This is a genomic window from Acinetobacter radioresistens DSM 6976 = NBRC 102413 = CIP 103788, from assembly GCF_006757745.1.
Lineage (GTDB): Bacteria > Pseudomonadota > Gammaproteobacteria > Pseudomonadales > Moraxellaceae > Acinetobacter > Acinetobacter radioresistens.
Genome location: NZ_AP019740.1, coordinates 2,849,100 through 2,861,488, shown reverse-complemented (window position 1 = coordinate 2,861,488; position 12,389 = coordinate 2,849,100). Strand labels below are relative to the sequence as shown.

The 12,389-nt window shown below is 42.6% G+C and carries 8 protein-coding genes; 4 read left to right on the top strand and 4 right to left on the bottom strand.

Features of this window, described 5'->3' with window-relative positions; genetic code table 11:
- Nucleotides 1–6: 6 nt before the first annotated feature.
- Nucleotides 7–774, bottom strand: coding sequence for a hypothetical protein (locus ACRAD_RS13500; RefSeq protein ID WP_005024098.1), 768 nt, complete (start codon nt 772–774; stop codon nt 7–9).
- A 396-nt stretch (nt 775–1,170) separates the two neighbouring features.
- A complete protein-coding gene (locus tag ACRAD_RS13495; RefSeq protein WP_005024103.1) occupies nt 1,171–4,668 on the bottom strand; it encodes a hybrid sensor histidine kinase/response regulator in 3,498 nt (1,165 codons plus the stop codon).
- Between the two features lie 192 nt (nt 4,669–4,860).
- On the opposite strand from ACRAD_RS13495, the gene ACRAD_RS13490 reads away from it, so the two are divergent.
- Nucleotides 4,861–5,205 (top strand): DUF485 domain-containing protein, encoded by a 345-nt coding sequence (locus ACRAD_RS13490; protein ID WP_005017884.1) that lies wholly within the window; start codon nt 4,861–4,863, stop codon nt 5,203–5,205.
- A 1-nt stretch (nt 5,206) separates the two neighbouring features.
- Nucleotides 5,207–6,922: a cation acetate symporter gene (locus ACRAD_RS13485; protein ID WP_005017886.1), complete on the top strand. Its 1,716-nt coding sequence runs from the start codon at nt 5,207–5,209 to the stop codon at nt 6,920–6,922.
- A 48-nt stretch (nt 6,923–6,970) separates the two neighbouring features.
- Here the strand turns inward: ACRAD_RS13485 and ACRAD_RS13480 are convergent, their stop codons facing one another.
- Nucleotides 6,971–8,011 carry a hypothetical protein gene (locus ACRAD_RS13480; RefSeq protein WP_005024105.1) on the bottom strand — a complete coding sequence of 347 codons (1,041 nt, stop codon included), beginning with the start codon at nt 8,009–8,011 and terminating at the stop codon, nt 6,971–6,973.
- A 346-nt stretch (nt 8,012–8,357) separates the two neighbouring features.
- On the opposite strand from ACRAD_RS13480, the gene ACRAD_RS13475 reads away from it, so the two are divergent.
- Together ACRAD_RS13475 and ACRAD_RS13470 are read left to right on the top strand one after the other, a co-directional pair.
- Nucleotides 8,358–9,053 carry an ion channel gene (locus ACRAD_RS13475; protein ID WP_026055478.1) on the top strand — a complete coding sequence of 232 codons (696 nt, stop codon included), beginning with the start codon at nt 8,358–8,360 and terminating at the stop codon, nt 9,051–9,053.
- Between the two features lie 165 nt (nt 9,054–9,218).
- Nucleotides 9,219–11,186, top strand: a complete 1,968-nt coding sequence (locus tag ACRAD_RS13470; RefSeq protein ID WP_005024108.1) for a BCCT family transporter — start codon at nt 9,219–9,221, stop codon at nt 11,184–11,186.
- Between the two features lie 60 nt (nt 11,187–11,246).
- On the opposite strand, the gene omp33-36 is transcribed toward ACRAD_RS13470, so the two are convergent.
- Complete coding sequence (omp33-36, locus tag ACRAD_RS13465; protein WP_005024111.1) at nt 11,247–12,173, bottom strand: porin Omp33-36; 927 nt, start codon at nt 12,171–12,173, stop codon at nt 11,247–11,249.
- Nucleotides 12,174–12,389 lie beyond the last annotated feature (216 nt).

Below are 12,389 nucleotides of genomic sequence, written 5' to 3'. Positions count from 1 at the left end.
AATGTTTTAAGCCAGGCAGTCCTGTTTGGCCATCAGATCAGTGCAAAATAGCGGATTCAAGGCAAATTCTAAATCATCAATCTGATCTTGTGATACCTGTCCTTTTTCCTTTAAATAATTTGCTACACGATCATCACGCAGGCTCAAGAATGCTGCATCATATACACCAAGCTCGACAAATAAAGCCGCAGTTTCCAGACTGTTAAAACGGTCCAGAAAAATATCACCTTCATACATTAAGAAAATATGATCCGAATCAGCCTGAGGGTCTACTTTTAAATACTCGGCCAAATCATAAGGTGAAGTCTTAATAAAGAGCAGATCGGATAATTCATCAAATTGAGTCATATCCAATTGGTCCTGTCCGGTTTTTACCTTACCCAGCCATGCTTTAAAGACCAGTACCGCTCCACCACGCAGCAGCATACTCCAAAGCTGATGACGTGCAGCATCGTCTAGACACACAGATTCTGACTGTAGAACCTGAATCAGGTTTTCTTCCTGCTGGGCTAGCTTGTCAAATAAACCCAGACCTTGGGGCTGATAGGCAGCGGGAGCAAAAACATCAAATCTTAATGCTTCAAATACCTGAAGTGCCAGAGGAACTGCGCTGTGGTAAAGGGTATCGAGAGCCTGTAATTGGGGTTGGGCAAGCTTGCTATGTTTAAACAATTGCTGCCACTGGATTTCAGGTAATAGCGCATTGGCACTATAATCCCGATAAAACTGTTGTGAAGGCTGGGCACCGTGTCCGACAATTTCTGACATATTCATAATAGTATCCTTAGGTTTTTTCTCTGACCGGTTTTTTCATAATGCAGACAATGAGAAAACCTGATGTATATATCTATTTTATGAGGGTGGAGGGGGGTAAATAGAAATAAGACTAAAGTTGTATAAGATTAAAAATGGGTTTTTTATTTTTATAAAATCAATAACTTGTTTAATTGTAACTAAGTATACAAGTGTTCACTTTAAAATTGAGCAGCTTTGCCATAGAAAATTCACAGTTGAAATTTTTGGCCAGTTTTTCATCATTAAATTAGCTGTTTTTTGATTTATTCTGCCTGTCTTGCCCTTATATTTTGTCAGTTAAGGCTGAAAATAGTTTTTCACAGTCTTTTTTGCCAGCTTTATGCTGGCAAAAAAGACTGTTCAATTATTTATAGATCAAGACTGATCACCTATGATTTTTAAACCCGATAACCAGGCGCGTAATGCCGCTGGTTTTAATGGTTTTTTCAATAAGACAATATTGTGCTGTTTTAAACGGTGAGGTAATTCAGGATCTGAATCTGCGGTAATCAACGCTACGGGTACAGGATGATAACGATGCTCAAGAATAAAGTCTAATCCTAATTGCCCCTGATTCAGATGTTGGTCAATCAGCCAGACTTGAATATTTTCCTGTTCGATAAGAGCAAGTGCCTGTTGAGGTTCACGGGCTTTAAAGACCTGATACCCCCATTTCGTTAGTAAGGTTGACATACCTTCAAGGATAGTTTCGTCATTGTCCAGACAAAGAATGCGATAAGCCTTGGTTTTCAGTGGTGCCACCTGTACTGGGGCAGTCACTGTTTTGGGTGGCGCTACAATTGGAACTTCCAGAATAAAGCAGGAGCCCTTACCTTGGGTAGAGTATACATGAACCGGATAATCTAGCAGGCTGGTCATTCGCTGAACAATGGCCAGACCTAGGCCCAGACCTTGCTCACCCCAAGGCGAGGTATGTCCACACCGTTCAAATTCCTGAAAAAGCTTAATACGCTGTTCTTCAGCAATCCCAGGCCCGGTATCCCAGACGCCAATTCGTATATGGCCCGGTCGTTCACTGGAACGTAATACACCTAAAAGCACCCGGCCTTTAGCGGTATAACGTAAGGCATTACTGACAAAATTCTGTACAATCCGGCGTATCCACTGCGGATCTGTGTCTATCCAGAAGGGTGCATCGTGGACGTGAAACTGAATATTGCGCTGTGAAGCAATCGACTTGAACTGCAACTCCAGATCGCGTAGCAGGTCATGTAGAGGATAAGACTGCCGGTTTGGCTGCATATTGCCCCCTTCTAGTCGGGCAATATCCAGAAGAGCTGAAAGCATACTTTCAGCCCCATGCAGGGCCCGGTCCAGTTGCTGCAAAGTAGTACGATCTTCATCATTGTTAACGCTCTGCTCCAAAGCGGTACTAAACAGCCGGGCAGCATGCATTGGCTGTAATAGATCATGACTGGCAGCTGCAATAAAACGGCTTTTCGACATGTTCGCCTTATCTGCCTGTTCGCGGGCAAGTTGCTGCTCTGCTAGGGCATCTGCCAGCTGGCGGGTGCGGTCAATAACGCGTGCTTCCAGTATGGCTTCATTTTCCCGAAATGCAGTAATGTCGGCAAAGGTAGTCACGAAACCGCCTCCTTCAATTGGGTTGCCGCGCATCTGGATCACTCTACCATCCTTACGGATACGCTCAAACTCATGTGCGCTGCCGACCTGCATCCAGTGAATCCGCTTACGGACATGTTCTTCAATAGACCCGGGACCACATTCGCCACGCTCGGCATTATAACGGATCAGATCAGAAATCGGACAGCCGACATAAACCAGATCCTTAGGATAGTCAAACAGCTTCAGGTATTGGTTGTTCCACGCCACCAGACACATATTTTCATCGACTACACTTACACCTTGGGTCATGTGGTCAATCATGGTCATCAGCAGATTCTGGTTGAAACGCTGCCATTGCGAAGCTTGATCCAGAATATTGGCCACCTGGCCTAATGCCAGGCCATTATTAACCATGGCCGTAGTAAGCAGGGTACGGGCTGAAGCGGCACCAATAGTACCGGCCAGATACTGCTCGGTAAAGCGCCACCACATACCGTTAGCAACACTATTTTCATTAAGAACCAGATTGTTCTGGGCACAAAATTGCTGAAAGGCATGCGTCGCTGGCCCTTCTCCAGTAATACGCCGCGCCAGAGTCATGAGGTCACCTACTTTTAAACGGACCGCATCCTGGTGCAAATAACTCATGTCAGTAGAAGCACTGTGTGCTGGTAAGGGTTTAGTTTCATAATAAAAGAAACTTTCAGCCTGAATCTGCTCAGCAATACTTGGGCGGTAAATTCGTGATACCCAGATATATAAAATAATATTGAGACCTAATGCCCAGATGACGCCATGCGTTAATGGCGCAAAGGATTCAAAGCCTAACAGGGCCTCCGGGCGTAACCAATGCAGGCCAAGCGGTCCAGCCGTGAGGAACTGTTGGGCAAATTCAGTATAGCTTTCTGGCAGACTGCGCAAGATGGTAGGTAGCAGCAGGGTATAGGTCCACATAAAGAAACCAACAATCAGTCCGGCATACACCCCCTGACGGCTACCACCCCGCCAATAGAGTCCACCAATTAGGGCAGGGGAGAACTGGGCTACTGCACTAAAGGCCAGCAGGCCAAATACAGATAACTGGTCAATATCGTTAAAAAAATGAAAGAACAGGAAGCCCAGGAGCATGACACCCAAAATGCAGACCCGCCGGGTAAATTTAAGAACTTGTGGTAAGCGTTTGTCATGCCGGGAAATAATATTAAAACGCCATAATGCCGGCATGATCAGATCATTACTGAGCATAATGGAAAGTGCAACCGATGAGACCAATAGCATACCGGTCGAGGCAGAAAAGCCTCCTAAAAATGCTAATAAAGTTAGCCATTCCTGATTATAACTGAGCGGAAGGGAAAGTACTGCCACATCAGGTACGGTAAGAAAGTTTGGTGCAGCATGCAATGCCCAGCTGGCAATAGGAATAATTGCCAGTGTCGTTAAAATCAGATAAGCGGCAAACCAGCGGCGTGCCCCGCGAATATGTTTTTCGTCGCGCAGCTCAACCACGGCCACATGGAACTGTCGTGGCAGGCAGATGATTGCCAGTGCAGCCAGCAAGGTCTGTACCCAGAAAGTTTCCGGCACACCAAATAGCTGTACTTCATAAAATGTCTTGGCAACATCACCAGAGACCTGCACAATATTTTCAGGAGCATCAAAAAGAAAAAAGAGTGCTACACAAAGTAGGGCAAACAGCTTAACAAAAGACTCAAAAGCGACAGCCAGCATCAGACCACCATGTTGCTCAGTATTGGCGATCTGCCGTGTACCGAACATCATTGCGAGTATAGCCAGAACACCGGTAAGTAAAAGCACACTGTTGGTAGTGGTATGTAAGGATTCATTCTGCGTTAGTATGACCGACGCACTCAGTGCAATGGCCCTGAGTTGTAAAGCCAAGTAAGGAATGATGGCAATAACAGCCAAAATAGTCACTAAAGAGGCAAGACTACCGCTTTTACCATAGCGGGCAGCTACAAAGTCAGCAATAGAAGAAATAGCATGATGCTGGCGTACCCGACCCAGACGCCGCCAGATATCATAGCCTAATCCGACGAATAGCAATGGCCCCAGATAGATCGGCAGAAAAATAATACCTTCACGTACTGCAGCACCAGTTGCGCCATAAAATGTCCAGGATGAACAATATACTCCGAGCGTCAGGCTGAATAACAACATACGGCCACGAGTACTTAAACGGCTGGCATGCTTTTCACCAAAAAATGCACAGACAAAAAGTATAAAAATATAAAGGGCCAGTACCCCGATGATCAGCCAGCTGTTCATATTGCTCACGGTCTTTATTGCTGCTTCTATGATACCTCAAGCGCAGGATAAACAGATGCCTGATCAGTATTTAAAGACCAAAGTCTAAGTTACGGGAACCCTACAATATTGTTAATTTTGTATACGTAAAAAAAAGATTAAAGATTGGACAAAAGCGACCAATAGCTTGGCCGCTGATTAAGGAGCAAGGTTATGGATGAGCTTAAGGTAGAACGAATTCTACAAAATCCAAAATTTAAAGAGATGGTGGCCAAGAAAAGAAATCTCAGCTGGACATTAACTGCAATTATGCTGTTTGTCTATGTTGGTTTCATGCTGTTGGTAGGTTATAACAAAGAATTCCTGATGAGTTCTTTTAGTGGCGGGGTAACAACTTGGGGAATTCCTTTAGGCCTCGGCATTATCGTCCTGTCATTTGTATTATGTGCAGTGTATTCATATATCGCCAATAACACACTTGATGAACTTAACAGAGAAGCTTTGAAAGAAGTCGAGGCAATCGCGCAAGAGTCTACGACTACTAAAGGAATGCACTAATATGAAATGGAATTCATGTAAAGCAAAAGTATTTGCTGCGTCCACATTTTTAACTTCTGGTCTGGCTATGGCTGGCCCTGATCTGGGTGCGGCTGAGCAGCAGGCTACGAATTGGCACGCAATTATCATGTTCGTGATTTTTGTCGGCCTTACATTGTTCATTACCAAATGGGCAGCCAAACAGACTCAGTCAACTCAAGACTTCTACACTGCAGGTGGTGGTATTTCGGGTTTCCAGAACGGTTTGGCGATTGCTGGTGACTTCATGTCTGCTGCATCGTTCTTGGGTATTTCTGCCATGGTGTTCAGTTCAGGATTCGATGGTCTGCTGTACTCATTAGGCTTCATGGTTGGCTGGCCAATTGTTCTGTTCCTGATTGCAGAGCGTCTGCGTAACTTGGGTAAATATAACCTGTCAGACGTGGTGTCATTCCGTCTGGAAGAAAAGCCGGTTCGTACCTTGGCAGCAATCAGCTCATTGGTCGTGGTCGCGTTTTACCTCATTGCACAGATGGTCGGTGCGGGACAGCTGATCAAACTGCTATTTGGCTTGAACTATAATATCGCGGTTGTAATTGTTGGCCTGCTGATGATGGCTTACGTAATGTTCGGCGGCATGTTGGCTACCACTTGGGTACAGATCATCAAGGCTGTAATGCTGCTTTCTGGCGCAACTTTCATGGCATTTATGGTAATGAAAGGTGTTGGCTTCAGCTTTACTGCAATGTTTGACCAATCTATCCAGATTTTCGCTAAAGTCCATGATATTACACTGGCAGAAGCAGGCAAAATCATGGGACCAGGCAAACTGGCAGAGAACCCAATTGATGCGATTTCCCTCGGACTTGCATTGATGTTTGGTACTGCTGGTCTTCCACATATCCTCATGCGTTTCTTTACAGTAAAAGATGCAAAAGAAGCACGTAAATCAGTGGTTGTAGCAACAGGTTTCATTGGTTACTTCTATCTGCTGACCTTCATCATTGGTTTCGGTGCAATCTTGTATGTATCGAATAATCCACAATTCATTGATGTAGCGAAAATGGCGGTTACAGGCAAGTTAGAGCTTGTAGGCGGTAACAATATGGCTGCGGTCCATCTGGCTGATGCTGTGGGTGGCGACCTGTTTATGGGCTTCATTTCAGCGGTAGCATTTGCCACAATTCTTGCCGTAGTGGCTGGTTTAACCCTGTCAGGTGCTTCTGCAATCTCGCATGACCTGTATGCAAACGTATTTAAAAAAGGACAGACTACGCCTGAATCTGAACTTCGCATGTCTAAAATTGCCACTCTGGGCCTTGCGATCTTTGCAATGATTTTAGGTATCCTGTTTGAGAAACAGAACGTGGCCTTCATGGTAGGTCTGGCATTCTCGGTTGCTGCGTGTGCTAACTTCCCGGTACTTGTTCTGTCTATGTTCTGGAAAGGCCTGACGACACGTGGTGCAGTAGCCGGTGGTGTTGTGGGTCTGTCACTTGCTGTAATTCTGATTGTGCTGTCTAAAGCAGTCTGGGTGGATACACTCGGTATTTCTGATACGCCAATTAACCCTTTTAATGGCCCTGCAATCTTTGCTATGCCACTTTCATTCTTCTGCTGCTGGTTGTTCTCTGTAACTGATAAATCAGCGCGTGCACAGCGTGAACGTAAAGAATTCGATGCCCAGTTTGTACGTTCCATGACTGGTATCGGAGCTTCCGGTGCTCAAGATCATTAATTGATTTAAATAAAAAGCCCCGCAATTGCGGGGCTTTTTATTAATTCATTATTTCTTGTCACCAATAATAGTTGACCAGTACAGGTCAGCAATTTCACTACCATTAAAATAAACAGTAGCTTTTAATGATTCAGGCTGGTTCTGGCGCACATCAATCATCTGGTTGTAGGTGTCACGTATTTTTAAATTACCCTCAGTAGGTAAATGCTTATAATTGTTAGATATGGTTTCAGCCATTTTAAAGGGTGTAGTGGTCTCAAAATTAAAGCTATAACGGAAATCTGCCTGGTAAGGCTGGCCAATAATTGTCCCGCTGGTGGTAAGAGTGCGTATTCCATTACTTCCGCTGCCATATTCATCGGCTAAACGGTAGTTATAGTTTCTGACTTGCAGGTACTCTTTACTGGTTTCATTATAGTTTGTTCCGCCAGCTGGTGCATTAGCATCCTTGCTGACCCGCTGAAATTCCAACTGATCAACCTGATAAGCCTTTTCTTTACCTGCTGTAGTTGTTGTTTCCCGATAGGAAATACTGCCTGAAATCAGGTAATCATCTTTCAGGCTAAAATCTACATTTGAACCATAGCGCACATTGGTAAATTTCAAAGTAGTGGTATCACCATTTACGGTTTGGGTAATACTTGAGCCCTGACGATAAGTTTTATCGAGAATAATACAGTTTTCCTTATCCTGTTTTAGGCTTAAAGTCTTTACTGAGCCATTCGTAATTACTTCTGCACAAAGTCGGTTTGGAAACTTGATGCTATTTAGACCCAGATTATAAATCTGTACCAGTCTGCCAGTCCGACCATAAGGATAGTCTGCAAAAACCTCTCCAACCATGTGGCCTAATGCAACGTTATAGTCTGTCTCATTGCTGCGATCACCAGTGATTTTATCGCGAACCTTGTCCAGAATACTCTGGTCTTCAAAAGGCACGAATTCTTCTGATAATTCTGGCGAAATTGTTTCATTAGGCACATTTGGTGGCGTAGTGATAGTAGCGTCATTGGAACTTCCGCCTCCTCCACAGGCTACCAGTAAAGTTGAGCTTAAAGCCAAGCCAAGTAAGCTGATCTGCTTTTTCATAAAATGTACTTCCTTAATTTTATTTGTTTTTTTAGACTTAAAAACGAATTAGAATTTTTACTCTAAAATCTTGGATATAGGTCCTTTTAATGTCATTATTTTGTAAAAATTGAGTAGGCATAGGCTTTAGAGATATTTTTTAGATAAAATTTTAAAATTATTGTTTTTAAAAGATTAATTGAAAGAAAACCTATAGATATAGAGTTTACAGGTATAGAGTTAATGTTACATTTCTTAATATAAGCTTTTATAAATTTATACTTTCTTTTTATAAGGTCTCGCCACACTTCATTTAATTAATAAATAATAATGGCTACATTAGAAAATGGCTGGGTTAAAAGCAGGCTTGCGTGTACTTCTTGGATTCTGGAAAGGTCTTCGTTTATTACCTTCCGCCCAGTTAGTTTTATTACAATTTTTTATACTGATTTTATCTTTGCTCAGCAATGATAGTACACCGTCTCGTTCTGTCACCTGGTTACTGGGCGTGATTGCACTATTACTGGTGGCAAAAATGATACGCCAGACTCCAGCCTACACCGCACTCGGTCTCATTTTTGTCGGCGGTGCTTTTATTTTTTCTGTGCCCATACTTTTTGGTTATGAACATGTGGGTCTGATCATTACTACCCATGCTTTTGAAGCAAGTGCCTATTTCTGTGCGGCTTATGGACTGATCCGCTATATGTTTGCTGACCGTTATCTTACTAAGGATGAGCTTTTTGCAGCTGCCGCAGTCTTTACCTTGATCGCTTGGGGTTTTGCCTTTCTTTATAACATCTGCCAACTGGTAGTTCCTTATAGCTTTCAAAATCCAAATCGGACAGGGCCATTGCAAACCTGGCTGGATCTTCTGTTTTTAAGCTTTAGCCTCCAATCAGCTACGGGTCTTGCAGACCTGATGCCAGTCAGTCCGGCGGCACGTGTTCTGGCAATGTTACAGATGTTTGGCGGAGTAATGTATCTGGCACTTATCGTTTCAAGACTTATTGTGCTGCAATATATTTCACATTCACCCCGTACAGATAAAGACAAATCTTGAAAATTCTCCTTTACAGGAAGTTAACGGCTTTCATTTGTAAGTTAATTTAATATATCACTCTGAATACTGGTTCAGTATTCTTTGTTTTTACAATGTCTTAGCAGAATGCATTTTGACCGCAGAGTCTGTCATTTTATTAAAAAAATATATGGGGGTAAATCACCTATGTCTTCCAAGTCCAAAGCTTGGTTTTCCAATGTTAATCCTAATGTGTTTATTAGCACGGTTGTGATTATCCTGATCTTTTTAGCTATTGTTATTTTTGCTCCCGATGCATTTGAACTTCTGACCAAAAAATTAAATCAGTGGATTACTGATTCTTTCAGCTGGTTTTATGTTTTATCGGTTGCCTTATTTTTAATCCTGCTAACAGGTATTGCTGTGTCTTCCATGGGCCGGATCAAACTTGGGCCAGATCATAGTCAACCTGATTATACTTATCCTTCCTGGTTTGCCATGCTGTTTACTGCAGGTATGGGGATTGGCTTAATGTTCTTTGGTGTTGCTGAGCCCATTATGCATTATGTCAGTCCACCAAGTGGCCAGCCGGAGACCGTACTGGCAGCACAACAGGCCATGCGTGTTACTTTCTTCCATTGGGGTTTACATGCCTGGGCTATTTATGCAGTTGTTGGGTTGTCACTGGCTTATTTTGCATACCGTCATCAGCTTCCATTAAAAGTCCGCTCAGCCTTATATCCTTTAATTGGTAAGCGTATTTATGGACCAATTGGTGATGGAGTCGATACTTTCGCCACAATTGGGACCATATTCGGGGTTGCCACTTCTCTGGGTTTTGGTGTAACACAGATTAACTCGGGATTAAATTACCTGTTTGGCTGGGAGCAGAGTATTCTGACTCAGATTATTTTAATTGTTGTGGTAAGCAGTATTGCTTCACTCTCGGTTTTTTTAGGTCTGGATAAGGGCGTTAAGCGTTTATCTGAACTCAACCTCATTCTGGCATTGCTATTGCTGGCTTTCATATTTTTAACTGGCGCCAGCATTTATTTATTGCAGACCACCATCCAGACAGCAGGACAATATGTATCTAACCTGTTCAGCATGACTTTTAACTTATATGCCTATCAGCCTAATGGCTGGATTGGTGGCTGGACTATCATGTACTGGGCTTGGTGGATTTCGTGGTCACCATTTGTGGGTATGTTTATTGCCCGAGTCTCACGAGGACGTACTGTCCGTGAGTTTATTGCAGGCGTATTGCTGATTCCTACAGGTTTCACCATTATCTGGATGGGATTCATAGGTAATGCAGCGCTATATAATGTGATGTTTGAAGGAAATAATAGCCTGCTAGAAGCTGTAAAAACTGATTCTTCTGTAGCGCTGTTTGAATTCTTGACCCAGTTACCTTGGTCTGGAGTGAGCAGTATTTTAGCAACTGTTCTGGTCATGCTGTTTTTTGTGACCTCTGCCGATTCAGGCGCCCTGGTTACCGATTATCTCACCTCTAAAACAGATCAGTCTCCTGCCTGGCAGCGGCTGTTCTGGACAGTACTTATGGCGCTACTGGCTATTATTCTGCTCATGGCTGGTGGTTTAGGTGCATTACAGTCCGCCACCATTATGAGTGCTTTGCCATTTACCTTTATTATGCTGCTCATCTGCTGGGGGTTGCTCAAGGCACTAAGATTAGACAGTTTGAAAATGCAGGCTATTCAGGAGGCACGTATTACACCGCGTGCTATTCATAACCCGCGCAGCTGGCAACAGCGTTTGGGCCTAATTATGCATTATCCACATAGTCGTGATGAAGTAGAGCATTATATAAAGTCTACAGTTGCTCAGGCATTTCAGCATATTCAGCATGAGTTTAAACGTCGTAATCTTGAGGTGAGCATAGAAACTCTTGAGGACGGATTGCTATTAAGGGTGGATCATTGGAATGAGATTAATTTTATCTATAAAGTAGTTTCACGTGAAACTACCCCTCCCAGCTTTATGACTGAAGCTCAATCAGCTACCGACCATGAATATTATCAGGCTGAGGTGTTTTTAAGAGAGGGAGGACAAAATTACGATGTTATGGAATGGACGCAAGAAGATCTGCTTCAGGATATTCTGGACCAGTATGAACGTCATCTTTACTTCCTGAACGTCATACGCAGTTAAATGCAATAATAGAAAGGACTCCAATGGAGTCCTTTTTTAGTTCCTTAACCTGTTAACAGATTAAAAACGGAATTTGGCGTTAACCCCTACAGTCTGAGTATCTGCATCTATACCTACTGCATTTGCATTAACATAGCTTGCACCTACTGCAACTGCTGGAGTAATAAAGTAGTTAATGTTTGCTCCCCAAGCTGAGTCCATTACATCAGTAAAATTAGATTCAGCATAAGAAGCGCCTATACTAAATTTTGGTGTAAAGTAGACATCAGTTTTTAACTGATATGCATTGTTGCTGTCTGCATGCATCATTGCGGCTTCAAAACCAACTGATGCATTTGTACCATCAACTGGGCCTACATATTTAGTGCGGGCAGTTACGATATCTTGAGAAAGACGCTGATTAGTAAAACCGGCAGTTGCAGCTTCACCTACAGTTTTTAGAATACCATTAGACATAATATTGTTGGCGTCTAGAGCAAAAGGATCAGCAATATTTGCATAGCCTACTGCTACCAGGAAATTAGGTGCCAGAAGTGCACCAAGCTCTAATGCATAACGATCGCCATTATTTTCAATAGAACCTAATTTTGTACCAAACTCAGATATATCTGTATCTGTTTTAGTGTGGCTATAAGCTGCACTGGTATATAACGGAACAACTGAAGTCGGAATATATGCTTCACCTTTTACACCGTAAGTGTGTGCTTCAGTATCTAGACTCAAGGTACGATCTGCACCCAAGTCAAGATTACCATAGGTGTAAGCAAGAGAAATGTTAGAAGCTTGGTTTAAAAATGCGGCTTCAGCTAATGGCCCTTTGCTTGAATCTACATTTTTATAGTAGTAAGTTCCGGCTACTGAACCAGTAAAATCTTTATCATTGAGTGTGGCATCGATATATTCAGATTGTCCCTGAACCTCAAATTGATATGCTTGCGCACCGGTCATGGCTAATAGTAAAGCAGTGGCTAAACCGAGTTTTTTCATGATATTTACCAGTTTATTAAAAATGGATTAAACCCCTGCATTGTATTGTAACAATTTATTAAGTCAATGAAGTAAAAAGATATTATTTTACAGAGTAATTATACTAAATATGATAAAGGACATTTTTTACTCATTTGGAATAAAGTTTGTCAACCTTTTAAAAAGTTTCGATATAACAGTTAAGTAATAATTAATTAATGAATAAATTTTGGGAAA

Bases quoted from the DNA above. Each gene is read 5' to 3' on its own strand.
- ACRAD_RS13470 (WP_005024108.1), top strand. From the start codon at position 9,219: ATGTCTTCCAAGTCCAAAGCTTGGTTTTCCAATGTTAATCCTAATGTG.
- omp33-36 (WP_005024111.1), bottom strand. From the start codon at position 12,173: ATGAAAAAACTCGGTTTAGCCACTGCTTTACTATTAGCCATGACCGGT.
- ACRAD_RS13485 (WP_005017886.1), top strand. From the start codon at position 5,207: ATGAAATGGAATTCATGTAAAGCAAAAGTATTTGCTGCGTCCACATTT.
- ACRAD_RS13495 (WP_005024103.1), bottom strand. From the start codon at position 4,668: ATGAACAGCTGGCTGATCATCGGGGTACTGGCCCTTTATATTTTTATA.
- ACRAD_RS13500 (WP_005024098.1), bottom strand. From the start codon at position 774: ATGAATATGTCAGAAATTGTCGGACACGGTGCCCAGCCTTCACAACAG.
- ACRAD_RS13480 (WP_005024105.1), bottom strand. From the start codon at position 8,011: ATGAAAAAGCAGATCAGCTTACTTGGCTTGGCTTTAAGCTCAACTTTA.
- ACRAD_RS13490 (WP_005017884.1), top strand. From the start codon at position 4,861: ATGGATGAGCTTAAGGTAGAACGAATTCTACAAAATCCAAAATTTAAA.